The organism is Streptomyces sp. NPDC042346 (assembly GCF_055581845.1).
The window spans coordinates 456,533-480,752 of the sequence record NZ_JBVJEH010000004.1 but is presented as its reverse complement, the minus strand read 5'-3'; the positions used below and the strand labels follow the sequence as shown (position 1 = coordinate 480,752).

Below are 24,220 nucleotides of genomic sequence, written 5' to 3'. Positions count from 1 at the left end.
GGGGCCCGGCACGGGATGTGCCGGGCCCCTCCTCTTGCGACGTCGGACTCGCCCTACAGGTACGGGCCCGAGCGGACGGCGTGGCCGTGGCCGCGGTCGTCGTCGTCATCGTCCTGCGAGGCGCCCGGCGGCAGCGCCCGGCGCATCTGCTCCAACTGGGCGCGGGCCGCCATCTGCTGGGCGAACAGGGCCGTCTGGATGCCGTGGAAGAGGCCTTCCAGCCATCCCACCAACTGGGCCTGTGCGATCCGCAGTTCCGCCTCGGAGGGCACCGCCTCGTCCGTGAACGGCAGGGAGAGCCGCTCCAGTTCCTCGACCAGCTCGGGCGCGAGCCCGTCCTCCAGCTCCTTCACGGAGCTGGCGTGGATGTTCTTCAGCCTGACGCGGCTGGCCTCGTCGAGAGGGGCCGCTCGTACTTCCTCCAGGAGCTGCTTGATCATGCTGCCGATCCGCATGACCTTCGCAGGCTGCTCGACCATTTCCGTCACCGGGACCTCGCGGGATTCGTCGTCACCCTGAGCGCCGCCGAGCGCCGTTCCGTCCTGTCCCACGATGAGGACCTGGGGGCTCTCCTGCGACCTGTCATTCCTCGGCATCTCCATGCCGCCATTCTCTCGCACACATGCCTCACCACACGGTGTGCCCCTGTACGAGGGTGATCCACCCTCGTACAGGGGCACAGGAACGCAACGGACCGGCCGGGCCGGGTCTGTCAGGTCGCCGCGCGCCGGGCCAGTGCGCCGCGCGAGCGGGTCACGAGCGCGGCGAGGAGCGCGGCGCCGAGCGGTACGGCGACGAGGAGACCGGCCAGCGTCTCCCAGGGGATGACGATCGGGATGTACGGCGGGCCCGACAGGCCGCTGTCCCAGCCCTCCGCGATGGCCTGCTCGTAGTAGCGGACCGCCTCGCGTTCCTCGGTGAGCCGGAGCCCGATCGCCGGCAGCACCCCGGCCGCCGATCCGAGGATCACGCCCATCGCCGCGACGACTCCGCACTGGAAGCCGCTGAGCGTACGGCGGACCCGGGGCGGGGCGCCCACGGCGGCGAGCGTCTTCAGGTCGGCCTCGGCGTCGGCCTGGGCGAGACCGGTGGCGATGCCGGCGGCGCCGATGGTGACGAGGCCGGCGAAGACGGCCAGCGCGATCAGGAAGAGGCTGTCGTCGCTGACGAAGCCCTCCTCGACGTGCAGCTCGACGTTGCTGCCGAGCTTGGCGAGCTCGCCGTCGAGCTTCTGGCGCTGCTCGCTGTCCGGCATCCGCTCGGTGCTGAAGTACGAGCCCGCGGGCACGGTGGACAGACCGGCGGCCTTGGCGGTGGCCGGGGTCATCACCACGTTGACGCCGTAGGACTCCTTGTCCCCGGGCACCATGTAGGCGGGGATCCTGCTGACCTTGCCGGGTGCGGGCAGGCCCTTCTCGGAGGCCTTGTCGGCGGCGGCGATGTCGGTGATCTGCTTGATCCCGACGGTGCCGTCCTTGGCGATCTCGGTCCGGGAGAAGGTGACGACCTTGCCTTCGGCGAGGGCCTTCACGGCACCCGGGTCGTCGATGCCGAGGACCTGGAGGAGCTTCGCGTCGCCGACGAGGAGACCGGCGTCGACGAAGACCCAGCCGCCGCCGGAGGACTGGTTGCACCGCCAGTCCTCGGCGAGCATTTTCCGGCGCTGTTCGGGGGTGTACTTCTCGCTGGGGTCGGTGCCGCCGGGCAGGGAGGTGCCGTACATCGGGCACTCGTTCGCCGGCGGGATCATGACCTCGTACCGGCCGCAGCCCGGGCCGTTGCCCCACAGGGAGCAGCCGGGCTTGCCGACCGAGACCCGCTCGACGTCGGCGCGGACGTCGACGGGGAGGAGGCGCTGGACGGCGTCGCGGACCGCGGGGACGTCCCGGCCGCCTTCCTCCAGGACGTAGGCGGAGACCGCCCCGTGCGGCAGCCTGGCCTCGTACGAGGCCCTCTGCTGGGCCTCACTGCTGGCCATGAAGGTGGAGACGGCGACCGTGCCCGCGACGGCGGCGAGGACGGCGGCGACGGCCGGTGCCGTACGCCCCCGGTTTCGGACGGCGTCCCGCAGCGCGAGCCGCGGGGAGAGCGGCAGCCAGCGTCCGGACCGGCCGAAGAGGCCCACCAGGGCCGGGGTCATGGCGACGACGCCCAGCTCGGCGATGGCGGAACCGCCCGCGACGATCATGAACGACTCGGTCACCGTCGAGCCGAGGAGCGCGAGGGCGACGCCGAGCAGAATGGCCGCGAGGCCGATCAGGGGCAGGACGCGGCTGCTGCGGCGGACACCGCGCCGGCCCGTGAGCGAGGCGAGGACGGTCTGCCGGGAGGCCGTGATCGCCGGGACGATGGCGGCGAGCAGACCGGTCAGCACGGCGAGCAGCGCGATGCCGAGCAGTTCGAGCGGCCGGATGTCGAAGGCGCCGAACCGCTGGTTCATCACGTCTTCGAGGACCGGCTGCAGCAGCAGCGTGAGGATCACGGCGAGGACCGTGCCGACGACGGCCGCGGCGACGCCGATGACGAGACCACCGCTCAGCACGATGGCCCGGATGTGGCTGCGGGCACCGCCGTTGGCCCCGACCAGACCGAGCTGGCGGCGCGAGCGGCGGGCGCCGACCGCGAAGGCCGGTCCGGCGAGGAGGCAGATCTCCAGCATCGCCAGGCCGACGACAGTGGCGAGGGCGGCGAGCGCGGCGGCGTCGGACGCCGGGCTGGAGTCGTACGTGCCCCAGCCGTCCTTCGCGTACAGCGGCACCTCGGACTCGGCCGGCGGGTCGAGCATGACGGCCCGCGAGGTGACGACCACGCCCTTGGTGTTGATCTGCTGGACGGTGTTCCACGTGAAACCACCGGACGCCTTCACCAGGTACGTGGTGGAGGTGTCGGGCTTCGGCAGACCGGACTTCTCGACCGCCGTCGCGTACGCGGTGAGGAAGGCGCCCGGCAGGGCGTTGACCTGGTCGACGGCGAGCGCGTCGGGAAGTTCGTAGGAGCCGACGATCCGATACGTACGGTCGAAGTTGCGGGCGGAAAGGGTCGATCCGACCGACAGACCGCTGACCTCCAGGAAGTGCGAGGTCGCCATGACCTCGTCGTTCTTCTCCGGGAAACGCCCGTCGAGCAGGGTCGTGATGCCGCGGGTGACCGGGTCGGACGCCTTCAGCTCACGGACCTCGGCGGACAGCAGACCGTGAGCCGTGGTCAGCTTCGCACCGCCGGAGCGGTCCGTGAGGACCGTGGAACCCGCCGGGATCGCCTTGGTGACGTCGGTGGGGCCGTTCGGCCAGGGCTCGTTCTTGTAGTCCTTGACCGGCGTGTACATCTCGCCCAGCGGGTCCTGGAGGATCGGAACACCCTCGGAATCGGAGTCCCGGAATATCGCGTCGGCCGTGCCCATCGACCTCTCCGCCTTCTCGGCGGCGGACAGTTCGGAGCTGCGGTAGGTCAGATCGAGCCCGCTGACACCCAGGATGGGCAGGGCGATCATCGCGAGGACGAGGGCGCTGCGGCCCTTGGAACGCCAGGCGTCGCGGCGGGCGATGCGGATCGCGGCCCGCCAGGAGTGGAACCAGGTCTTCACGCCTCCGCCACCTGGCCCGAGAGGAGGGAGTCGGCCTCGCTGCGCACGGTCTGGTCGACGATCGCGCCGTCCCGCAGGAACACGACGCGGTCGGCCCAGGCGGCGAACCGCGGCTCGTGGGTGACCAGGACACCGGCGGCGCCCGCGTCGCAGCGGGAGCGGAGCAGGGCGAGCACGGACTCGCCGGTCTCGGAGTCGAGGGCGCCGGTCGGCTCGTCGGCGAGGACGAGACGGCGGTCGCCGACGAGGGCGCGGGCGATGGCCACGCGCTGCTGCTGGCCGCCGGACATCTCGTCGGGGAAGCGCTCGGCGAGGTGGCCGAGCCCCATCTCCTCCAGGGCGGCCAGGGCCTCGACGCGTGCCTTGCGGGCGGAGGTGCCGTCGAGCTCGCGGGGCAGGGCGACGTTCTCGGCGGCGGTGAGCGCCGGGATGAGGTTGTAGTCCTGGAAGACGTACCCGATGCTGCGGCGGCGCAGGGCGGCGAGCTCCTTGACGCTCGCGGTGGTGATGTCGGTGTTCTCGACGATCACATGACCCGAGGTCGGGGTGTCCAGGCCGCCGGCGATGGTGAGGAGCGTGGACTTTCCGGAGCCGGACGGGCCCATGACGGCGACGAGTTCACCGGGGTACACGGCGAGGTCGATCCCGCGCAGGGCGTGCACCTCGGTGGCGCCCGAGCCGTGGACACGGGTCAGGTTCTGGAGCTGCAGCACGGGCTGCTGTGTGGACATGGAGGGGTCCCCCTTGGACGTACGCGGCGGTCGGCCGGGTACGGAGCGAGCGGTGGAAAGCGAGCGGTGGAAGGTGGTGCGACAGCGGTACGGGGCGGGGCGCGACCGTGCGGTCAGCGCGCCCTGCCCGTGGTCGTCGTGGTGCTTGCGTCGGCGGGAGCCGGAGCCGGAGCCGGAGTCGAGAGAGGAGCAGGCGGCGACGCGGGTGCGGGTGCAGGTGCGGGTTTGGGCGTGGGCGTGGAAGCCGCCGTCGCCGACAGGCGGATCAGCCGGGCCTCGCAGTGGTCCAGCCAGCGCGCCTCGGCCTCGGTCTGGAAGATCAGCTGCTCCAGGACGAGCAGCCAGGCCACGTCGTCCCGTTCCCGCGCACCCCCGCTCTCGACGGCGACGAGCGCCTGGGCCTTGAGCCGGGTGTAGTCCTGCATCGCCTTCACGGTGTGCCGGCGCTGGGACTGGATGACGTCGCGGATGTCGACGCAGGGTGCGCCGACGGCCATGGCGAGCTTGATGGCCAGCTCGTCACGGGCGGGGCTGGTGCGGTCCACCGGCTTCTCGAACCAGGTCCTGAGCTCGGCGAGGCCGGCCTCGGTGATCGCGTAGAGCGCGTGCCCCGCCTCGTCCTGGCCCCCCTGCGCGACCATGCCGTCGCGCTCCAGCCGGTTCAGGGTCGTATAGACCTGGCCGACGTTGAGCGGCCAGGTGGAACCCGTGCGGGACTCGAACTCCGTACGGAGCTGGGAGCCGTAGCGAGGGCCGCGTTCGAGGAGGGCGAGGAGCCCGTGGCGGATCGACATACTCAGTATGTATACCGAGTATGTGCTCCCCGACAACCGTCCTGAGACGGAAGCGGAAAGTCCGACTCAAGGGGGACCCCGGCGATCGGGACGGCTCAGCGGCGCCGCATACGGAGCCCCAGGAAACCGATCCCGAGGCCCATCAGGGCCAGCCCCACCCCCAGGGTGAGGACGGGAATCCGCTGGTCGACGAGGGTGGGCACGGCCTCGGCCGCCGTCCCGGGCGCGGCGGCGGGCCGGGTCGCGGGCGCCACCTCGGTCAGGACCTCGTCCTCCTCGCGTACCGCTTCGACGTCCTCCTCGACGGCCTCGTCCGCGCCGGAGTCTGTTGCCGTCCTGGTACGAGGGGGGCCGGGCGACGGAGGTGTGGGGCTCGGCGTCCCGGCGGGCGCCGTCTCGGAGCGGCCGGGCCGCGGGTGGCCCTCGGCGGCCGGCCGGCCCGCCAGGGAGGCGGAGCCGCTGGGGGCGGGGGCGTCGGTGGGCGTGGCGCTCGGCGCGCCGGTCGCGGAGGACGGGGCGGTGCCGGTCGGCGCGGGCGCCGGGGGGACGGGTGTGCCGGGGACGCCGGTGCGCCCGGGCGAGGCGGAGCCGGTCCCGGGGGCGGGGGTGGAGGGGGGCGTGGCGGGGCCGGAAGGCGTCGCGGTGGAGGGCGCGGTCTCCGTGGTGGGCGGCCCGGTCGGTGCGGTGGGCCCGGACGGGGTGGCCGGGGTGGTCGGCGGGGGCGGCGCGGGGGGTGTGGTCGGCGCGACCACGCGCGTACCGCTGGGGGCCTCCGCCGCGTACGCCAGGGGCGCGGCACAGAGGGCGAACGCGCAGGCGAACGTGCAGGCGAACGCGGGGCCGAGGGCCCGCGCCCGTGCCCTGCGGAGTGCTGGAGTCACCGGGTGACCCCCTCCCGTACCGAGCCGCCGAGGTGTCGACTCAGCGTCACATGCCGGGACACTTCCGGCATCCGGGACGGGGTCGGTGGGGGTGGGGGTGGGGGCACGGCCGTGCGGCCGTGCCCACCAGCCGTCCGTACTACTGCGGCGGGTTGCCCGTGGAGATGTTGAGGGTGAACTCGGCGTCCTCGTCGGTGATGTCCTCGCCCGCCGGCGGGTACTGCTCCAGGACCGTTCCTTCGCCGTAGGTCGCCTCGTCGACCGGGCGCTGGGTCGTGATCTTCCACCCGGCCGCCTGGATGCAGGCCTTCACCGACACGATGTTCTTGTACGTGAAGTTCGGGACCTCGAACTTGGCGGGGTCGTCGCTCGACTCCGAGGGCTGGGTGCACTTCTTGACGTCGATGGCCTTGGTCAGGTCCGGGCCCTTGTGCCCGGGCTTCGCCGTCTCGGTCTGCTCCGTGCCGCCGGTGCCGCCGCCCGTGCCGCCCGCGTTCGTGCCCGGGTCGTCCTTCTGGTTGAGCACGAAGACCAGGCCGCCGATCGCGAGGAGCGCGACGAGGACGGCGCCGACGAGCACGGGGGTGTTCCGGCGGGAGCCGCCGCCCGTCGGGACGTGGGCGGGAGCGGGCACGGGAGCCGGCGTGTGCATCGGGCCCGGGGCGTACGGCGAGGGGGTCGGCGCGGTCTGGTAGACCGGCGCGGGCGTCGGGGCCTGCTGCGGATACCCGTAGGAGGGGCCGGGCGCCGGGGTCGCCGGGCCGTACGGTCCGGGCTGCGGCGTCGGCGGGAGGTACGGCTGCTGCACGCCGTGCGGGCCGGGCTGCGGGGCCGACGGCGGGGTCTGGCCGATCGGCGGGAAGACCGCCGAGCCGACGCCCGAGCCACTGCTGACGGGACCGCCCTGGACGATCATCGGGGCACCGGTCTGACCGGCCGAGAGCACCCGCAGGCACTCGTCGCGCATGGCCGCGGCGCTCGGGAACCGCTCGTTCGGGTTCTTCCGCAGCGCCCGGGCGACGAGCGCGTCCATCGCCGGCGTCACCGCGCGGTTGACGGTGGACGGGGCGACCGGCTCCTCCTGTACGTGCGCGTACGCGATGGCCAGCGGCGAGTCGGCGTCGAAGGGGAGGCGGCCCGTCAGCAGCTGGAAGAGCATGATGCCGACCGAATAGAGGTCGGAGCGGGCGTCCACCGCGCGGCCGAGGGCCTGCTCGGGGGAGAGGTACTGAGGGGTGCCGACGACCATGCCGGTCTGGGTCATCGACGTGACCCCGGACTGCATGGCCCGCGCGATGCCGAAGTCCATGACCTTGACCACGCCGCGCTTGGTCGTCATCACGTTGCCCGGCTTGATGTCCCGGTGGACCAGGCCCATCTCGTGGCTGACCTCCAGGGCGGCCAGCACGTCGGCCGTGACCTTGAGCGCCTTGTCGGCGGGCATCGCGCCGTACTGCCGCACGTCCGAGGCGAGGACCGAGCCGAGCGGCTGCCCCTCCACGTACTCCATGACGATGTACGGCATGACGGCGCCGTCGAGGGTGTCCTCGCCGGTGTCGAAGACCGAGACGATGTTCGTGTGCGACAGCTTTGCGACGGCCTGGGCCTCGCGCCGGAACCGCTCGCGGAACGACGCTTCCCGGCCGAGCTCCGTGTGCAGGGTCTTGATCGCCACCTGCCGGTCGAGGGCGCTGTCGTAGGCCAGGTACACCGACGCCATGCCGCCCTCGCCGAGGAGGTCGCGCAGCTGGTACCGGCCGCCCGCTACCGAACCGCCCGCATAGCGGCCCTGTGCGCCGTCCTGGCTCATCTGTGCTTCCCCCATACGCGCGCGTGGCGGCGTCGAATTCCGGAATTTTCCTGGCCAAGTCTGCCCCAGGGCACCGACACGTCAAGCCGCGTGCCCGTTCCGTGACCCTCTGCACAGGTCGCCTCGGCGAAGCGTTCCGGAAGTGTCCGGGGAAACCCGTCGAATTTGCACAGGTGTACGTGGACGGGGTTGGATGGCCGGTCAACCGCGGACCGTGATGTCGTACGGAGCCTGTAGCGTGACGACTGGACACGGCACGACAGACGACGGCGAGGACTGATGGCACCCGAATCCGGAGCAGGTGGCGGTGTGCCGGACGCGGCAGCGGAATCGTGGGGCGTCGGTGGTGTCGTCGGCGACGGACGCTACCGGCTGACGCACCGTCTGGGCCGCGGCGGCATGGCCGAGGTGTTCGCCGCCGAGGACGTGCGCCTCGGGCGCACGGTGGCGGTGAAGCTCCTCCGCGCCGATCTCGCCGAGGATCCGGTCTCCAAGGCGCGCTTCACCCGTGAGGCGCAGTCGGTCGCCGGGCTCAACCACCACGCCATCGTCGCCGTGTACGACTCAGGCGAGGACCTCGTGGGCGGCCGGCCCGTGCCGTACATCGTGATGGAGCTGGTCGAGGGCCGCACCATCCGTGACCTGCTGATCAGCGCCGACGCACCAGGCCCCGAGCAGGCGCTCATCATCGTCTCCGGCGTCCTGGAGGCGCTGGCGTACTCGCACCAGCACGGCATCGTGCACCGCGACATCAAGCCGGCGAACGTGATCATCACGCACAGCGGTGCGGTGAAGGTCATGGACTTCGGCATCGCCCGTGCCCTGCACGGCGCGCAGTCGACGATGACGCAGACCGGCATGGTCATGGGCACCCCGCAGTACCTCTCCCCGGAGCAGGCGCTCGGCAAGGCCGTCGACCACCGCTCCGACCTGTACGCGACGGGCTGCCTGCTCTACGAACTGCTCGCGCTGCGGCCCCCCTTCACGGGTGAGACGCCGCTCTCCGTCGTGTACCAGCACGTGCAGGACGCGCCGGTCCCGCCGTCCGAGGTGACGCCGAGCGTGCCGCCGGAGCTCGACGGCCTGGTGATGCGCTCCCTCGCGAAGGACCCGGACGACCGGTTCCAGAGCGCCGAGGAGATGCGCGGGCTCATCCAGTACAGCCTGCAGATGCTCCAGCAGCAGGGCGGCCACGTCGGCACGTGGAACACCGGTCCCGTCGACATGCACGACGGCGGGCACACGCCCGTCGGCGGGATGGCCGCGACGACCGCGATGGGTCACCCGACGCACGGCGAGACCGCGCAGGGCCGGATCCTTCCGCAGATGAACCCGGACGACGGGGGCGTCGGCGGGTACGGCGGCTACGACGGCGGCACGGGCGGCTACGGCCAGGACGGGGCGTACGGCTCGAACGGCGGCGGCCGGGGCGGCCGCGGCAAGCTGGCCCTCTTCATCGCGCTCGCGCTGATCGCGGTCGTCGCGGGTGTCGTGTACGCCATAGACAAGGCGAAGGACGGCGAGGCGGGGACGCCCACGCCGACGAAGTCGTCGATCTCCAACTCGCCGTCGACCGCTTCCGAGGAGCCCACCCCCTCGGACGAGCCCTCCACCGAGGACGAGCAGACGCAGGACCCGGACACGTCGACCGGGGGCGGCGCCACGCAGCCGCCGTGGACGCAGCCGCCGGCCACGCAGCCGCCGACCACGCAGCCTCCGACGACCGAGCCTCCGACGACGGACCCGACGACGGAGCTTCCGACGACCGAGCCTCCGACGACGGACCCGGCGACCGAGCCGACGACGGATCCGACGGGCACCACGGAGCCGCCGGTCGACCCGACCGGCGACCCCACCGACGACGGCGGCAACCCGGACAACCCGCCGACGGGCGGCGCCACCACGGCCGGCTGACCGCCGGACGCCGTGTCCCGTGGGGTGCACGGCGCCTTCCGCCCGCTCAGCCGGCGAAGGCGTCACGCACGGCGTCGTACTCACGGGTCCACCAGACCGCCAGGGCCGACACCGCGGGAAACTGCGGGTCGGCCCTTCGGTCGTGCAGCTGGTAGCGCCAGCGCAGGGTCCAGAAGTCGTTGAGCCGCTCCCACCACACCCGGTGCGCCGCCGCGGCCAGCTCGGCACCGTCGGCGCCCGTCGCCCGCCGGTACGCCCGCGCGTACGCCCGCACCTTCTCCAGGGCCAGCTCGCCCCCGGGCCGTACGAAGAAGATGGCGGCCGCCCTGACCGCCTCCTCGGCCCGCGGGCGGACCCCGAGGCGGTCCCAGTCGACGATCGCGGCGGGCTCGGCGCCCCGGTAGAGCAGGTTCAGCGGGTGGAAGTCGCCGTGCACCCAGCCGGACGCGGCGGCCGGCGGCGGCCGGTGGTGGGCGTGCTGGGCGAGCAGCCGGCGGCGCTCCCGCAGCCGGTGCTCGGCGAGCGCGTCGAAGCTGTCGTGGGGCCGGTGCGCGCGGGCGAGGCGGATCAGCTCCTCGATGGCGTGGAAGGTGTCCTCGGGACGGGCGCTCTCGTGCTCGCCGCCCGGCGGCGGGGACTCCATGACCCGCTCCAGACAGGTGTGGACGTGTCCCAGGAGGGCGCCGAGGCGGCGGGAGCCGCCGGTGGAGAGCTGGGTGCCGTCGCGGTGCCGGCCGTCGATCCACGGGTGCAGGGCGTAGCAGAGGCCGTCGACGACCGCGACCGTACGGCCCCGGCTGTCGGCGAGCGGCGGGGCCACGGGCAGGCCCAGGGCGTGCAGGCGCTGGGTGGCGCGGTGCTGCCGGACGATGGTGGCGCGGTCGGCGGTGGGGGCGTCCAGGTGCTGCTTGAGGAAGTAGCGGCCGCGCGTGGTGGAGAGGCGGTAGCCGCGGTTCAGGAGGCCCTGGGCCACGGGTTCGCAGGAGAGCGGCTCGCCCGCGGCCGCGTAGCGGCGAAGGAGGACGCCGACGGGCGGAGCGAGGGTTGCAGATGAGCGCGGCACTCCGCAGATGTTAGATCACGCTACGTGGTGGAGGTGTCGCTCCAACGAGTGGTCCAGGGGGCGCTCCGTGGAGTGGTCCGTGGAGTGCAGCTCGACGGGGCGGCCGGAGGACCCGGCGGGCCGGCCGTCCGTGTAGTCGAGCTCGTGCACGGTCACGAACTGCGGTTCGATCCGCAGGTAGACCGGGTCGAAGGGCTCGTCGTCCACGGCCCGGGGCTCGGGCCCGAAGGCCGCGAGCTGCTCCTCGGTCGGCTCCACGATCTCCGCCGTGCCCGTGAACTGCACGGACCAGATCTTCTGGGCTCCGGTGTTGAAGTTGTCCGCGCCGTACGCGACGACGCTGCCGTTGCAGGCGCGGTGGTAGCCGAGTCCTCGGTGCATCCGGATCAGGACGCGTCCGTCGGTCACGATGTGGCGGGCGGGTGCGACGAAGGGCATCGCCCGCATGCTCGTCGCCACCCGGCCGTACGACACTCGGCCGAGCAACTCGATGGCGCGGATCTCCTCGGTGGACATGGCTTCCACTCTCCGGCACCGGCAGTGTGTCGGAAAAGGGGCCCCTGCCCCGCCTTCATGGGGACGTAGGTCCCGAATCCTGGCCGTCGGCCCCGGGCTGCTCCGTACGGGTGAGGCACGGGAGGCGCCGGGGCCGCGCGGGCCTCAGTGGCGCTCGGCCTGGAGCCGGGCCACGTACGCCGCAGCCTGTGAACGCCGCTCCATGCCCAGCTTCGACAGCAGGCTGGAGACGTAGTTCTTGATGGTCTTCTCCGCAAGGTGGAGCCGCTCGCCGATGACCCGGTTGGTCAGGCCCTCGCCGATCAGGTCCAGGATCTTGCGCTCCTGGTCGGTCAGGTTGGCGAGCTTGTCGTCGCCCTTCGGGTTGTTGCCGTCACGCAGCCGCTCCAGGACGCGGGCGGTCGCGACCGGGTCGAGCAGCGACTTGCCGGCCGCCACGTCCCGCACGGCGTTCAGCAGTTCGTTGCCCCGGATGGCCTTCAGGACGTATCCCGAGGCCCCGGCCATGATCGCGTCGAACAGCGCCTCGTCATCGGCGTACGAGGTGAGCATCAGGCATTTGATGTCCTCGTCCTGCGATCGGATCTCACGGCACACCTCCACACCGCTGCCGTCCGGCAGCCGGACGTCGAGCACGGCGACGTCGGGTCGGGTCGCAGGGATCCTGACCAGCGCGTCTGCCGCCGTCCCGGCCTCGCCGACCACCTCGATGTCGTCTTCCACGGAGAGCAGCTCGTGGACGCCGCGCCGGACGACTTCGTGGTCGTCCAGCAGAAATACCCGGATTTTTCCTTCTTCGCGCACCTGGTCAGTCTCACATATTGGCTCTTCCCGCGCCCGGGGTGCGCGGGATAACGTGCCGGATGTTCCGGCGGCCCCTCTGGCCGTTGCCGACGCGCTGACCAGCGACTGTTCCCACTTTTCTCGATTTACTTGGAAATCCAAGCAAAATCGCAGGTCAAGTGGGGTTTCGCGGGAATGCCGCGCTGTGGGTAACGTGCCTAGAACAGGGCTCTCGCCGGGGCACCTGTCACGCCCGACCCCGGCCGCATCGCACCCACCCCGTGCGAAGGGTACGGATAAGGCGGAGAGCCGCACTGGTCTACCGGCGAACCCGGAGGCCGGACCGACGGAGGAGCACGCACGTGACCGTGGAGAGCACTGCAGCGCGCAAGACGACGCGACGCAGCAGCGGCACCAAGCGCACCGCAAGCGCGAGCACGAGCACCACCAAGAAGACGAGCACGCGCGCCGAGGCGGTAGCGACGGAGCCCGAGCTCGTCCAGCTGCTGACGCCCGAGGGAGAGCGCGTCCAGCACCCCGACTACGACATCGACCTGAGCGCCGAGGAACTGCGCGGTCTCTACCGCGACATGGTCCTCACCCGTCGCTTCGATGCCGAGGCCACGTCCCTCCAGCGCCAGGGCGAGCTGGGCCTGTGGGCCTCGCTGCTCGGCCAGGAGGCCGCGCAGATCGGCTCCGGCCGCGCTCTCCGGGACGACGACTACGTCTTCCCCACCTACCGCGAGCACGGCGTCGCCTGGGTGCGCGGGGTCGACCCGACGAATCTGCTGGGAATGTTCCGTGGCGTGAACCACGGCGGCTGGGACCCCAGCACCAACAATTTCCACCTGTACACGATCGTTCTCGGCTCGCAGACCTTGCACGCCACGGGCTATGCCATGGGCATCGCCAAGGACGGCGCGGATTCCGCCGTGCTCGCGTACTTCGGCGACGGAGCGTCGAGCCAGGGCGACGTGAACGAGTCGTTCGTGTTCTCCGCGGTCTACAACGCCCCCGTCGTGTTCTTCTGCCAGAACAACCAGTGGGCGATTTCCGAGCCCACCGAGAAGCAGACCCGCGTCCCGCTCTACCAGCGTGCCGCCGGCTTCGGCTTCCCCGGCGTCCGCGTCGACGGCAACGACGTCCTCGCGTGCCTGGCCGTCACCCGCTGGGCGCTCGAGCGCGCCCGCCGCGGCGAGGGCCCGACGCTCATCGAGGCGTTCACCTACCGCATGGCCGCCCACACCACCTCCGACGACCCGACGAAGTACCGCCGGGACGAGGAGCGCGAGGCCTGGGAGGCGAAGGACCCGATCCAGCGCCTCAAGACGTACATGGAGAACGAGGGCCACGCCGACGCGGCCTTCTTCGAGGAGCTGGAGGCGGAGAGCGAGGCCCTCGGCAAGCAGGTCCGCGAGGTCGTGCGCGCCATGCCCGTCCCGGAGCACATGGCGATCTTCGACAACGTGTACGCGGACGGGCACGCGCTCGTCGACGAGGAGCGCGCGGAGTTCGCCGCCTACCAGGCGTCCTTCGCGAACGGAGAGGCCGAGTAATCATGGCTGTTCAGAAGCTTCCCCTCGCGAAGGCGCTCAACGAGTCGCTGCGCAAGGCCCTGGAGACCGACCCCAAGGTCCTCATCATGGGCCTGGACGTCGGCAAGCTCGGCGGTGTCTTCCGGATCACCGAAGGTCTGCAGAAGGACTTCGGCGAGGACCGTGTCATCGACACCCCGCTCGCCGAGTCCGGCATCGTCGGCACCGCGATCGGCCTCGCGCTGCGCGGCTACCGGCCGGTCGTGGAGATCCAGTTCGACGGTTTCGTCTTCCCGGCGTACGACCAGATCGTCACGCAGCTGGCGAAGATCCGGGCGCGTTCGCTCGGCACCGTGAAGATGCCGGTCGTCATCCGCATCCCGTACGGCGGCGGCATCGGCGCCGTCGAGCACCACTCCGAGTCCCCCGAGTCGCTCTTCGCGCACGTCGCGGGCCTCAAGGTCGTCACCCCGGCGAACTCCTCCGACGGCTACTGGATGCTCCAGCAGGCGATCCAGAGCGACGACCCGGTCATCTTCTTCGAGCCCAAGCGCCGCTACTGGGACAAGGGCGAGGTCGACACCGAGGCCATCCCCGGCGAGCTGCACAAGGCGCGGGTCGCCCGCGAGGGCACGGACCTCACGCTGGTGGCCTACGGCCCGATGGTGAAGACCTGCCTGGAGGTGGCCGAGGCCGCCGCCGAGGAGGGCAAGTCGATCGAGGTCGTGGACCTCCGCTCGATCTCCCCGATCGACTTCGACACGATCCAGACCTCGGTCGAGAAGACCCGCCGCCTGGTCGTCGTCCACGAGGCTCCGGTGTTCTTCGGCTCCGGCGCGGAGATCGCCGCCCGGATCACGGAGCGCTGCTTCTACCACCTGGAGGCCCCCGTCCTGCGGGTCGGCGGCTACCACGCGCCGTATCCGCCGGCGCGCCTGGAGGAGGAGTACCTGCCGGGCCTCGACAGGGTGCTCGACGCCGTCGACCGCTCGCTGGCGTACTGAGGAGAGCACCGTGACGATCCGCGAATTCAAGATGCCCGACGTGGGCGAGGGCCTCACCGAGGCCGAGATCCTCAAGTGGTACGTCCAGGTCGGTGACACGGTCACCGACGGACAGGTCGTGTGCGAGGTCGAGACGGCCAAGGCCGCCGTCGAGCTGCCGATCCCCTTCGACGGGACCGTGCACGAGCTGCGCTTCTCCGAGGGGACGACGGTCGACGTCGGCCAGGTCATCATCTCGGTGAACGTCGGCGGCGGAGACGCCCCCGCGGCCGAGGCGCCGGCGGCGCAGGCCGCTCCGGTGGCCGAGGCCGCCCCGGTCGTGGCGGCCCCGGCCGCCCCGGCGGTCGAGGACGAGGAGCCCAAGGGCCGTCAGCCCGTCCTCGTCGGCTACGGCGTGGCCGCGAGCTCCACCAAGCGCCGCCCGCGCAAGGCGCCGGCGGGCACCGCCCCGGCGGCTGTGACGGCCGCCCCGGTCCTCGCCTCCGTACCGGAGCAGCTCAACGGGCACGCTCCGGCCGCGGCCAGGCCGCTGGCCAAGCCGCCGGTCCGGAAGCTCGCCAAGGACCTCGGCGTCGACCTGGCGACGGTCACCCCGACCGGCCCGGACGGCATCATCACCCGCGAGGACGTCCACGCGGCGGCGGCTCCCGCCCCCGCGCCGGTCGTCGCGGCCCCGGCCCCCGTGGCCGCCCCGGCCCAGGCTCCGGCCCAGGCCCCGGCTCCCGTCGCGGCGGCCGTGGTGTCGTCGGACGCCCGGGAGACCCGTATCCCCATCAAGGGTGTGCGGAAGGCGACGGCGGCGGCGATGGTCGGCTCGGCCTTCACCGCGCCGCACGTCACCGAGTTCGTGACGTTCGACATCACGCGGACGATGAAGCTGGTCGAGGAGCTGAAGTCCGACAAGGACATGGCGGGCCTGCGGGTGAACCCGCTGCTCCTCATCGCCAAGGCCGTCCTGGTCGCGGTGAAGCGGAACCCGGACATCAACGCGGCCTGGGACGAGGCGGCGCAGGAGATCGTGCTCAAGCAGTACGTGAACCTGGGCATCGCCGCGGCCACCCCGCGCGGTCTGATCGTGCCGAACATCAAGGACGCGCACGCCCAGACCCTGCCCGAGCTCTCGAAGTCCCTGAGCGAGCTGGTCGCCACCGCCCGCGAGGGCAAGACGACCCCGGCGGCCATGCAGGGCGGCACCTTCACCATCACCAACGTCGGCGTCTTCGGCGTCGACACCGGTACGCCGATCCTCAACCCCGGCGAGGCCGCGATCCTCGCGGTCGGTGCGATCAAGCTCCAGCCGTGGGTCCACAAGGGCAAGGTGAAGGCGCGTCAGGTCACGACGCTGGCGCTCTCCTTCGACCACCGCCTGGTCGACGGCGAGCTCGGCTCGAAGTTCCTCGCGGACATCGCGGCGATCCTGGAGCAGCCGAAGCGGCTCATCACCCGGGGCTGAGCGGCTCATCGCCTGGGCCTGAGCGGCTATCGCCTGGGCCCGATCTCCCCGATGCGGTAGGCGGGTTCGCCCGTTTCACGTGAAACATCCGGTGACGACATCCGGTGGTGGCATCTGCCGCCACCGGATGTTTCGTTGTGCGGCATGGATCTGCGACGTCGGGATCCACAGAGGCGCCCGTCCGCATCCTGGACGGCGGCTCCTGTTGCACCCTTGTTGTATCTAAGCTGTACGCATGGCATCCGCACCCCCAGCCGCAGACCGCGTCTACATGCACGTCAAGCAGGCGGTGCTCGACCGTCGTTACGAAGGTGGCACCCTCCTCACCGAGGGGGAGCTCGCACTCGCGGTGGGGGTGTCCCGGACCCCCGTCCGCGAGGCCCTGCTCAAGCTGGAGATGGAAGGGCTGCTCAAGCTCTACCCGAAGAAGGGCGCCCTCGTCCTGGCCGTCTCCGCCCAGGAGATCGCCGACGTCGTCGAGACCCGGCTGCTCGTCGAGGAGTTCGCGGTCCGCCGGGCCGTGCCCGCGTCGGCCGCGCTGATCGAGCGGCTCGAAGAGCTCCTGGAGGAGCAGAAGCGGCGCGCGGAGGCGGGGGACCTCGCGGAGGTCGCGGTCACCGACCGCTGCTTCCACGCCGAGATCGTCCGCCACGCCGGCAACCAGATCCTCTCCCGCCTCTACGACCAGCTCCGCGACCGCCAGCTCCGCATGGGCGTCGCCGTGATGCAGTCCCAGCCCGACCGGATCGCCAAGAACATCACCGAGCACGCCGAGATCCTCGACCGGATCCGCGCGGGCGACGTCGAGGGCGCCGCCGCCTGCGTCCGCCAGCACCTCAGCTGGGTCAAGGTCCTGGTCCGGGGAGAGGACCGATGAGCCCCGACAAGCGGAAGGGGCGGGTTCGCGGCAGCCAGAACGGGTACGGCTCCGCCGTCACCCTCCCCGGCGACCCGCCCGGCGGCCGCCGCGCCGCCCTCGTCTGGGGCGTCGGCGTCGCCGTCTACTTCGTCGCCGTCATCTTCCGCACGTCCCTGGGCGTCGCCGGACTCGACGCCGCCGACCGCTTCGACGTCAACGCCTCGGCGCTTTCGACCTTCTCCATCCTCCAGCTGCTCGTCTACGCGGGCATGCAGATACCCGTCGGGCTCATGGTCGACCGGCTCGGCACCAAGAAGGTCCTGGCCATCGGCGTCACGCTCTTCACCCTCGGCCAGCTGGGCTTCGCGCTCTCGCCCACCTACGGCACGGCGCTCGCCTCCCGCGCGCTCCTCGGCTGCGGCGACGCCATGACCTTCATCAGCGTCCTGCGGCTCGGCAGCCGCTGGTTCCCCGCCCGGCGCGGCCCGCTCATCGGCCAGGTCGCCGCCCTCTTCGGCATGGCGGGCAACCTCGTCTCGACCGTCTTCATCGCCCGCGCCCTGCACGGCCTCGGCTGGACGACCACCTTCGTCGGCAGCTCGCTCGCGGGCGTCCTCGTCCTCGTCCTGCTGCTGCTCTTCCTCAAGGACCACCCCGAGGGGTACGAGCCCGAGCCCGCCCGGCACGCGGGCGCCGCCTACGTCCGCCGCCAGATCGCCGAGTCGTGGCGGGAGCCCGGCACACGGCTCGGCATGTGGGTCCACTTCACGACCCAGTTCCCGGCCATGGTGTTCCTGCTGCTGTGGGGGCTGCCGTACCTCGTCGAGGCGCAGGGGCTGTCCCGGGGCACCGCCGGTGAGCTGCTGACCCTGGTCGTGCTCTCCAACATGGTCGTCGGCCTCGCGTACGGGCAGATCATCGCCCGCCACCACACGGCCCGCGCCCCGCTCGCCCTCGGTACGGTCGCGGCGACCGCGCTGCTGTGGGGCACCACCCTCGCGTACCCCGGCGACCACGCCCCGATGTGGCTGCTGATCACCCTCTGCCTGGTCCTCGGGGCCTGCGGACCGGCCTCGATGATCGGCTTCGACTTCGCGCGCCCGGCCAATCCGCCGGAGCGTCAGGGCACGGCCTCGGGGATCGTCAACATGGGGGGTTTCGTCGCCTCGATGACGACGCTGCTCGCCGTCGGCATCCTGCTCGACGCGACCGGCGGCAACTACCGGATCGCGTTCTCGTCCGTCTTCGTCCTGGAGGCGTTCGGCGTCGTGCAGATCCTGCGCCTCAAGGCCCGTACCCACCGCAGGGAGCGGGAGCGGCTCGTCGCCAGCCGCGTGGAGGCCGTGCACGTACCGGCGTAGGAACATGCCGGCGCAGGCACGTACTGGCGTAGGCACCTACCGGCGTCGGCACCTACCGGCATAGGCACGTACCGGCGGCCTGGCGGTTCAGCGGGGCGTCACCGCGAAGTTGTCGAGGATCGCCCGCGCCAGGCCCTCGTCGCCCTCCGTCTTGATGCGGTCGGCGACGTCGGCCGGCCGGACGCGCCCGCAGGCGAGCCGGACGAACGTCTCCCAGTCCGTCGCGAGCGTCACCGCAGGTCCCAGCGAGGGCGCCCCGTCGATCGAGCCCCGGCCCTCCGCGTCGACCCGTACCGTCCGCAGGAACTCCACCGGGCCGGTCACGTCGAGCACCACCGCCGAGGATGCGGGCGCCCCCGCGTCCTTCGCGACCACCTTCGGCAGCGCCTCCAGGAGCACGTCCCGCGTGACGTGTGCCCCGGCCGAGTCCAGGTTTCCCGGCGTGCCCAGCGCGACCCGCAGGTCCTGCTCGTGCACCCACACGTCGAAGGCGCGCATCCGGTAGGCCAGTTCGAGGGACTGCTCGGCGCCGAGGGGAGCGCGGATCATGTGCTCGGGGGAGCGGTTCTCGTTGCGGAGCTGCCGGGCCCGGCGGATGAGGATGTACTCCAGCTCCGAGGTCATCTCCGGCGCGGTGTGGTGCCGCCGCACATCGACCTGGACTTCCGTGTAGCGGGCGAAGTCACTGCGTACGTGGTACAGGTCGCGCGGCAGGGAGTGGATCGGGCGCGGATCGCCGAGCATCTCCGTCTCCATGCCGATGACATGGGAGACGATGTCCCGCACCGACCAGCCGATGCACGGCGTCGGCCGGTTCCACTCGCCCTCCACAAGGGGCTGCACCAGCTCGGCTATCGCCTCGATGGAATGGGTCCAGGCGTCGGCGTAGTTCTGGAGGCTGGGATGGACGGTCACGGGACCCCTCGGCGGTTCTTCGGTGCGCGGGCTGAAAACACGACTGGGTGGGAGGCTCGGACGCTAAGTTACGCTGCCCGAAGGCACCCCGGCAGTGCTTTCGTGTGACGATCGTAGGCCGGTGTTGACGGCTCGAATGCCAGGACGGTGGTAGTGTGCGCGCCTCGCTGATCCAGATCGCGGTAGACCCGGACGAACCGGTCGACGCCCGACGGGCCCGCGTGGCCCGTCTCGTACGGGAGGAATCCGGCCACGCCGACCTCGTCGTCCTCCCCGAACTGTGGCCCATGGGGGCCTTCGCATACGAGTCCTTCGCCGCCGAGGCCGAGCCGCTGAACGGCCCGACGCACCGGGCGATGGCGGAGGCCGCGCGGGACGCCGGGGTCTGGCTGCACGCGGGCTCGTTCGTCGAGGCGGAGGGCGGCGCGCTCTACAACACCTCGCTCGTCCTCTCCCCCGACGGTGAACTCGCCGCCTCCTACCGCAAGATCCACCGCTTCGGTTTCGACAAGGGCGAGGCGGTGCTGATGGCGGCGGGGGAGGACCTGGTCACCGTCGACCTGCCGCACCTCACCCTCGGCGTCGGCACCTGCTACGACCTGCGCTTCCCCGAGCTCTTCCGCGGCCTCGTCGACGCGGGCGCCCAGGCGTTCGTCGTCCCCGCCGGCTGGCCCGCCCGCCGCCGCGCGCACTGGACGCTGCTCGCCCGGGCCCGCGCGGTCGAGAACCAGGCGTACGTCCTCGCCTGCGGCACGGCCGGCACCCACGCGGGCGTCGAGCAGGCCGGGCATTCGATCGTCGTCGACCCGTGGGGCGAGGTCCTCGCGGAGGCGGGCCCGGACGAGGAGATCCTGCGGGTCGTCCTCGACCCGGAGAAGGTGACGGCGACCCGCGAGCAGTTCCCGGCCCTCAAGGACCGGGTCCTGGGCCTCGCGGCGCCGCGCGTCCGCCGGCCCTGAGCGGGCGGGCCCGACCTACCCGCTAGTCAGCAGTCGGCAGTCAGCTGCCGGGCATGAGCGCGGCGAGGCCCTTGGCAAGGTCCTCGCGGTTCATGACCGGCCGGTAGGAGACCTTGGCGCCGAGCTGGAGGAAGAAGGGCTCCGAGAACTTCGGCAGCTGGGACGGGTCGGCGAGGTCGAAGAAGATGTAGGCGGTCCGACAGCCGTCCTCGGCGCCGAAGTAGGCCGCCTCGGGACGGAGCTCCTCCATCGAGGCTTCCATGATCTTCTGCAGAGTGCCTTGCTTGATGGCCTCGTTGGAGGTCTGGGTGTCCATCTGAACCTTCAGCAGCATGCGCATGACGCGGCCTTTCCGACCGGGCAGGCGCTCCGTTCGGTACGCACCCTCGACACCCGGACGCGGTTACCTCCAGCGTCCCCCTTCCCGCCCGCCGGGACCACTCGGCAGCGGACGCTCCCTGGGACCGGCCCCAGGACCGGCACGAGGACCGGCCCCAGGACCGGCTCTCCCTAGGACTGGCTCTCCGCCCACAACTGGCCGATCCGCGAGAAGCCCGCGCGGACCGCCCCGCCCCGGGTGAGGGCCGCGCGGTCCACCCCCGCGAAGATCAGCGCCAGGGACAGGTCAGCCGCGCCCGCCCGGCCCGCCACCGTCACGTCGAGCCGGCGCCGGCTCCCGCGGCCCGCCCCGCGGACCGACACGGTGACCCCCGGGTCCTCGGCGTCCGCCGCGCGGGCCAGCACCCAGGAGCGCCGGTCCCGCGCCCACAGCCGGTAGTGGTCGCCGCCGTACCGCAGCTGGAGCGCGCGCTGACGGGCCGTCGCGCCGAGCCGGTTGCGGGTCATGGAGACGTGGGCGTCGCCGACGCGGAGGGTCGCGCGGTTCAGGGTCGGCAGCCGGATCGTCTCGGTGTGGATGCCCCGTGCCTCGTACGAGGCCGGCGGGATCAGCCCGCCCCGCACCTCCGACAGCACGACCTGCTGCACGGTCTGCCGCAGCGGTGCCTCCACGGTGATCTCGCCGAACTCGGCGGACGCGCCCCGCCAGCCGGCCCGCCGCTCGTACCCCTTGCCCTCGCGCCACGGACGCAGCGTGAACGGTGTGACAGCGGTGTGCATGGCGCCCCCCTGAGGTGGATCCGGTCGTCAGACGACGATCGCATGGAGCGACGCGCGCTCCGGTGCCGGGCCCGGGGTGTACTCCGCCCAGGCCGCCGCCAGTCTCCGCACCGCCTCCGTCAGGACCTCGGGCGGCGCGAGGAAGTGGAGCCGGAGGTGGCGGACGCTGCCGCCGAGGGCGTCGGTCGTGGCGCCCGGCAGGACGGCCACCCCGTGGCGGAGGGCGAGTTGGGCGAAGGAGACGCCGTCGCCGTACGGCAGCCGTACCCACAGGGTCTGGCCGCCGGTCGTCGGCGCGCAGGACCAGGTGGGCAGCAGTCGGGCGAGCGCGGCCCTGAGGTGGTCGTGGCCCGCGCGGACCGCCGCCGTACGGGCCGTCAGGACGGGGGCGAAGTCGGCGAGGAGGCGGGTCGCGGCCAGTTGGGAGGGGAGGTCGCTGCCCAGGTCGTGGAGGGCCTTGAGCCGGGCGAGGCGGGCGATCAGCGGCGCCGGGCCCCGCACCCAGCCGATCCGCAGCCCGCCCCACACGACCTTGCTCAGCGAGCCGACCGCGATCACGTCGCCGTAGGAGGAGAGCGAGGACTCTCCGAGGGCGGGCTCTCCGAGAGCGGGCTCTCCGAGGGAGGACTCCCCGAGAGCGGGCTTTCCGAAGGAGGGCTCCCCGAGAGCGGGCTCCCCGAGGGCGGGCGTGAAGGCCAGGTCGGCGAGGACCTCGTCGTCGACGAGCGGCACGCCCAGCGCGTTCGCCGCCTCGACGAGCCGCCGCCCCGCGAGCGGCGGAAGGACCGTCCCCGTCGGGTTCTGGAAGCGGGCCACGACATAGGCGAGGGCGGGACGGTGACGTTCCATCACCCGTACCGCCTCCGCCACGTCCACCCCGTCGGGACCCACCGCCACCGGCAGCGGTACGGCCGCCGCCTCGCGGAAGAGGTCGAGCGCCCCCGGATACGTCGGCGCCTCCACGAGCACCCCGTCGCCGGGCGCGAGCAGCAGCCGGGTGAGCAGCGAAAGCCCCTGCTGGGCGCCGGTGGTGACGAGGATCCGCTCCGGCCCGGTCGGCACGCCCCGCGCCGTGTACCGGGCGGCGACCGCCGCCCGCAGCGCCCCGAGCCCGGCCGGGTGGTAGCCGAGGTCCCCGTCGGGCAGGACGAGGGAGCGGTACGCCTCCGCCAGCTCGGGCGGCGGCTGCGAGGGTGCGGCGCAGCTCAGCAGGATCACGTCGTCGGGCGCCTCCAGGAGGTGCAGGAAGAGCGGGTTCGACGTCTCGGTGACCCGCGGTGTCTCGGGGGCGAGCGCGGGCCGGGCGACCCGGGTGCCGCTGCCCTGCCGCCGTACGAGCCGCCCCTCCTGCCGGAGGGTGTCGTACGCGGCGACCACCGTCGTACGGCCCACGGCGAGGGCCGTCGCGAGCCGCCGGTCCGGCGGCAGCTTGGCGCCGGGCGGCAGCGCCCCCTCGTCGATCAGCCGGCGCAGCCGGGCGGCGAGCAGCAGGTAGAGCGGGCCGCGCCCGGCGGACCAGCGGCCCAGGCGGGCGACCAGCGCGTCGATCGTGTGCGGGGTGAGGGTGATCGGCTCCATCGACGAACCAATCTGCCGGGATTGGACCTGGGAAGGCAAACGGCCTGTCCACAGACTGGGCGCATGAGCCACGCCGACTCCGCAGCCTCCCCCGCCGCCGCCCCCGCAGCCTCCCCCGCGGTCTCCGCCGCCGCCTCCCCCGCAGCGGCCTCCGCGGTGTCCCCCCTCCCCGACACGGCCCGCCCCGAGACCCTCGCCGTCCACCCGCCCCACGTCGAGATCACCGGCAGCCGGCCGCTCGGTGTCCCCCTCCACCAGGGCCACGTCTTCGCGTTCGACTCGGCCGACGCCCTCGCCGAGGCCTTCACCTCCCCCGACGCGTTCATGTACAGCCGCCACGGCAACCCCACGGTCCGCACCCTGGAGAACGCCGTGGCCCGCCTCGAAGGCGGCGCCGCCGGCCTCTCCTTCGCCTCGGGCATGGGCGCGGTCAACGGCGTCCTCCACGCCCTGCTCGGCAGCGGAGGCCACGTCGTCGCCCAGACCTGCCTGTACGGCGGTACGTACGCGGTCCTCACCGACCTCGCCACGCGCTGGGGCGTCGACGTCACCTACGTCTCCGGCACGGACCCGGAGGAGGTGCGGGCGGCCCTGCGCCCCGAGACGCGCCTCCTCTACCTGGAGACCATCGCCAACCCGACGACCCGCGTCTCCGACCTGCCCGCGCTCGCCGCCGTCGCCGGCGAGGCCGGGATCCCGGTCGTCGTCGACAACACCTTCGCCTCCCCGCTGCTCTGCCGGCCCCTCCACCACGGCGCCGACATCGTCGTCCACTCCGCCACCAAGTACCTCGCGGGCCATGCGGACGTCCTCGGCGGCATGGCCGTCTTCAAGGACCCCGACCTGCACCGCGACGTCCGCCGTCACACCGTCGAACAGGGCGCGTCCACCGACCCGTTCGCCGCCTGGCTCACCCTGCGCGGCATGCAGACCCTGTCGCTGCGCATCGCGCGCCAGTGCGCGAACGCCGCCGAGCTCGGCGCCCGGCTGGAGGCGCACCCGGCGGTCGCGGCCGTCCGCCACCCCGCGCTCGCGAGCCACCCGGACCGCGAGATCGCCGAGCGGCTGCTACCGGACGGGGGCGGCGGCGTGATCTCGGTCGACCTCGCGGGCGGCCGGGAGGCGGGCCGTACCTTCGTCGAGGCGGTACGGGTGGCGTCGCTGAGCGTCTCCCTGGGTGACGTGAAGACCCTGGTGATGCACCCGGCCTCCACCTCGCACCACCAGCTCGACGCCGAGGCCCTGGCGGCGGCGGGCATCGGCCCGGGCACGGTCAGGATCTCGGTCGGCATCGAGCACGTCGAGGACCTGTGGACGGACCTGGAGCAGGCGCTGGAGCAGGCCAAGGCCGTGTGAGGGACG

21 protein-coding genes are annotated in these 24,220 nt (G+C 72.4%); 8 read left to right on the top strand and 13 right to left on the bottom strand.

What is annotated here, in order from left to right; genetic code table 11:
* Positions 1-53: 53 nt before the first annotated feature.
* From ACZ6K0_RS20160 to ACZ6K0_RS20135, 6 genes are all read right to left on the bottom strand, one after another.
* Positions 54-602, bottom strand: coding sequence for a bacterial proteasome activator family protein (locus tag ACZ6K0_RS20160; RefSeq protein ID WP_376397678.1), 549 nt, complete (start codon positions 600-602; stop codon positions 54-56).
* A 110-nt stretch (positions 603-712) separates the two neighbouring features.
* Positions 713-3,583 (bottom strand): ABC transporter permease, encoded by a 2,871-nt coding sequence (locus ACZ6K0_RS20155; RefSeq protein ID WP_376397675.1) that lies wholly within the window; start codon positions 3,581-3,583, stop codon positions 713-715.
* A complete protein-coding gene (locus ACZ6K0_RS20150; protein ID WP_376397672.1) occupies positions 3,580-4,314 on the bottom strand; it encodes an ABC transporter ATP-binding protein in 735 nt (244 codons plus the stop codon). Before ACZ6K0_RS20150 ends, ACZ6K0_RS20155 begins: the two co-directional genes overlap by 4 nt.
* Before the next feature lie 113 nt (positions 4,315-4,427).
* Complete coding sequence (locus tag ACZ6K0_RS20145; RefSeq protein WP_376397670.1) at positions 4,428-5,108, bottom strand: PadR family transcriptional regulator; 681 nt, start codon at positions 5,106-5,108, stop codon at positions 4,428-4,430.
* 95 nt (positions 5,109-5,203) lie between these two features.
* Complete coding sequence (locus ACZ6K0_RS20140) at positions 5,204-5,989, bottom strand: hypothetical protein (protein ID WP_376397667.1); 786 nt, start codon at positions 5,987-5,989, stop codon at positions 5,204-5,206.
* 139 nt (positions 5,990-6,128) lie between these two features.
* Positions 6,129-7,799 (bottom strand): protein kinase domain-containing protein, encoded by a 1,671-nt coding sequence (locus tag ACZ6K0_RS20135; RefSeq protein WP_376397664.1) that lies wholly within the window; start codon positions 7,797-7,799, stop codon positions 6,129-6,131.
* A gap of 279 nt (positions 7,800-8,078) precedes the next feature.
* Here ACZ6K0_RS20135 and ACZ6K0_RS20130 point away from each other — a divergent pair, with 279 nt between their 5' ends.
* Positions 8,079-9,713, top strand: a complete 1,635-nt coding sequence (locus ACZ6K0_RS20130; protein ID WP_469231190.1) for a protein kinase domain-containing protein — start codon at positions 8,079-8,081, stop codon at positions 9,711-9,713.
* A gap of 46 nt (positions 9,714-9,759) precedes the next feature.
* Here ACZ6K0_RS20130 and ACZ6K0_RS20125 read toward each other — a convergent pair whose 3' ends face one another.
* The 3 genes from ACZ6K0_RS20125 to ACZ6K0_RS20115 all read right to left on the bottom strand — a co-directional run bounded on the left by ACZ6K0_RS20125 (position 9,760) and on the right by ACZ6K0_RS20115 (position 12,096).
* Positions 9,760-10,776 carry a phosphotransferase gene (locus tag ACZ6K0_RS20125; RefSeq protein WP_376397658.1) on the bottom strand — a complete coding sequence of 339 codons (1,017 nt, stop codon included), beginning with the start codon at positions 10,774-10,776 and terminating at the stop codon, positions 9,760-9,762.
* Between the two features lie 15 nt (positions 10,777-10,791).
* Positions 10,792-11,292, bottom strand: coding sequence for a pyridoxamine 5'-phosphate oxidase family protein (locus ACZ6K0_RS20120; RefSeq protein ID WP_376397655.1), 501 nt, complete (start codon positions 11,290-11,292; stop codon positions 10,792-10,794).
* A gap of 144 nt (positions 11,293-11,436) precedes the next feature.
* On the bottom strand, positions 11,437-12,096 hold the full coding sequence (locus ACZ6K0_RS20115) for a response regulator (protein ID WP_376397652.1): 660 nt from the start codon (positions 12,094-12,096) through the stop codon (positions 11,437-11,439).
* 341 nt (positions 12,097-12,437) lie between these two features.
* Between ACZ6K0_RS20115 and pdhA the strand changes: the two genes are divergently transcribed.
* The 5 genes from pdhA (at position 12,438) to ACZ6K0_RS20090 (ending at position 18,287) form a co-directional block, all read left to right on the top strand.
* Complete coding sequence (gene pdhA / locus ACZ6K0_RS20110) at positions 12,438-13,631, top strand: pyruvate dehydrogenase (acetyl-transferring) E1 component subunit alpha (RefSeq protein WP_376397649.1); 1,194 nt, start codon at positions 12,438-12,440, stop codon at positions 13,629-13,631.
* A 2-nt stretch (positions 13,632-13,633) separates the two neighbouring features.
* Positions 13,634-14,614: an alpha-ketoacid dehydrogenase subunit beta gene (locus ACZ6K0_RS20105; protein ID WP_376397646.1), complete on the top strand. Its 981-nt coding sequence runs from the start codon at positions 13,634-13,636 to the stop codon at positions 14,612-14,614.
* 31 nt (positions 14,615-14,645) lie between these two features.
* Positions 14,646-16,067, top strand: a complete 1,422-nt coding sequence (locus tag ACZ6K0_RS20100) for a dihydrolipoamide acetyltransferase family protein (RefSeq protein WP_469231494.1) — start codon at positions 14,646-14,648, stop codon at positions 16,065-16,067.
* Positions 16,068-16,302: 235 nt separating this feature from the next.
* On the top strand, positions 16,303-16,944 hold the full coding sequence (locus ACZ6K0_RS20095) for a GntR family transcriptional regulator (RefSeq protein WP_469231187.1): 642 nt from the start codon (positions 16,303-16,305) through the stop codon (positions 16,942-16,944).
* Complete coding sequence (locus ACZ6K0_RS20090) at positions 16,941-18,287, top strand: MFS transporter (RefSeq protein WP_376397640.1); 1,347 nt, start codon at positions 16,941-16,943, stop codon at positions 18,285-18,287. The genes ACZ6K0_RS20095 and ACZ6K0_RS20090 overlap by 4 nt, the downstream gene beginning before the upstream one ends.
* Positions 18,288-18,374: 87 nt before the next feature.
* Here the strand turns inward: ACZ6K0_RS20090 and ACZ6K0_RS20085 are convergent, their stop codons facing one another.
* Positions 18,375-19,202 carry a maleylpyruvate isomerase family mycothiol-dependent enzyme gene (locus tag ACZ6K0_RS20085; protein WP_376397637.1) on the bottom strand — a complete coding sequence of 276 codons (828 nt, stop codon included), beginning with the start codon at positions 19,200-19,202 and terminating at the stop codon, positions 18,375-18,377.
* A 155-nt stretch (positions 19,203-19,357) separates the two neighbouring features.
* On the opposite strand from ACZ6K0_RS20085, the gene ACZ6K0_RS20080 reads away from it, so the two are divergent.
* Positions 19,358-20,161, top strand: coding sequence for a carbon-nitrogen family hydrolase (locus ACZ6K0_RS20080; RefSeq protein WP_376397633.1), 804 nt, complete (start codon positions 19,358-19,360; stop codon positions 20,159-20,161).
* Positions 20,162-20,201: 40 nt separating this feature from the next.
* On the opposite strand, the gene ACZ6K0_RS20075 is transcribed toward ACZ6K0_RS20080, so the two are convergent.
* The 3 genes from ACZ6K0_RS20075 to ACZ6K0_RS20065 all read right to left on the bottom strand — a co-directional run bounded on the left by ACZ6K0_RS20075 (position 20,202) and on the right by ACZ6K0_RS20065 (position 22,858).
* Positions 20,202-20,501 carry a hypothetical protein gene (locus ACZ6K0_RS20075; RefSeq protein WP_376397630.1) on the bottom strand — a complete coding sequence of 100 codons (300 nt, stop codon included), beginning with the start codon at positions 20,499-20,501 and terminating at the stop codon, positions 20,202-20,204.
* A 170-nt stretch (positions 20,502-20,671) separates the two neighbouring features.
* Positions 20,672-21,280, bottom strand: coding sequence for a hypothetical protein (locus tag ACZ6K0_RS20070; protein ID WP_469231184.1), 609 nt, complete (start codon positions 21,278-21,280; stop codon positions 20,672-20,674).
* Between the two features lie 27 nt (positions 21,281-21,307).
* A complete protein-coding gene (locus ACZ6K0_RS20065) occupies positions 21,308-22,858 on the bottom strand; it encodes an aminotransferase-like domain-containing protein (protein WP_469231182.1) in 1,551 nt (516 codons plus the stop codon).
* A 63-nt stretch (positions 22,859-22,921) separates the two neighbouring features.
* Between ACZ6K0_RS20065 and ACZ6K0_RS20060 the strand changes: the two genes are divergently transcribed.
* Positions 22,922-24,214, top strand: coding sequence for a trans-sulfuration enzyme family protein (locus tag ACZ6K0_RS20060; RefSeq protein WP_469231180.1), 1,293 nt, complete (start codon positions 22,922-22,924; stop codon positions 24,212-24,214).
* Positions 24,215-24,220: the final 6 nt, after the last annotated feature.

What these genes read in the sequence shown, in the direction of transcription:
- ACZ6K0_RS20160 (WP_376397678.1), bottom strand. Translation starts at nt 602, where the DNA reads ATGGAGATGCCGAGGAATGACAGGTCGCAGGAGAGCCCCCAGGTCCTC.
- ACZ6K0_RS20150 (WP_376397672.1), bottom strand. Translation starts at nt 4,314, where the DNA reads ATGTCCACACAGCAGCCCGTGCTGCAGCTCCAGAACCTGACCCGTGTC.
- ACZ6K0_RS20145 (WP_376397670.1), bottom strand. Translation starts at nt 5,108, where the DNA reads ATGTCGATCCGCCACGGGCTCCTCGCCCTCCTCGAACGCGGCCCTCGC.
- ACZ6K0_RS20135 (WP_376397664.1), bottom strand. Translation starts at nt 7,799, where the DNA reads ATGAGCCAGGACGGCGCACAGGGCCGCTATGCGGGCGGTTCGGTAGCG.
- ACZ6K0_RS20130 (WP_469231190.1), top strand. Translation starts at nt 8,079, where the DNA reads ATGGCACCCGAATCCGGAGCAGGTGGCGGTGTGCCGGACGCGGCAGCG.
- ACZ6K0_RS20120 (WP_376397655.1), bottom strand. Translation starts at nt 11,292, where the DNA reads ATGTCCACCGAGGAGATCCGCGCCATCGAGTTGCTCGGCCGAGTGTCG.
- ACZ6K0_RS20105 (WP_376397646.1), top strand. Translation starts at nt 13,634, where the DNA reads ATGGCTGTTCAGAAGCTTCCCCTCGCGAAGGCGCTCAACGAGTCGCTG.
- ACZ6K0_RS20100 (WP_469231494.1), top strand. Translation starts at nt 14,646, where the DNA reads ATGCCCGACGTGGGCGAGGGCCTCACCGAGGCCGAGATCCTCAAGTGG.
- ACZ6K0_RS20095 (WP_469231187.1), top strand. Translation starts at nt 16,303, where the DNA reads ATGGCATCCGCACCCCCAGCCGCAGACCGCGTCTACATGCACGTCAAG.
- ACZ6K0_RS20090 (WP_376397640.1), top strand. Translation starts at nt 16,941, where the DNA reads ATGAGCCCCGACAAGCGGAAGGGGCGGGTTCGCGGCAGCCAGAACGGG.
- ACZ6K0_RS20075 (WP_376397630.1), bottom strand. Translation starts at nt 20,501, where the DNA reads ATGCGCATGCTGCTGAAGGTTCAGATGGACACCCAGACCTCCAACGAG.
- ACZ6K0_RS20070 (WP_469231184.1), bottom strand. Translation starts at nt 21,280, where the DNA reads ATGCACACCGCTGTCACACCGTTCACGCTGCGTCCGTGGCGCGAGGGC.
- ACZ6K0_RS20065 (WP_469231182.1), bottom strand. Translation starts at nt 22,858, where the DNA reads ATGGAGCCGATCACCCTCACCCCGCACACGATCGACGCGCTGGTCGCC.
- ACZ6K0_RS20060 (WP_469231180.1), top strand. Translation starts at nt 22,922, where the DNA reads ATGAGCCACGCCGACTCCGCAGCCTCCCCCGCCGCCGCCCCCGCAGCC.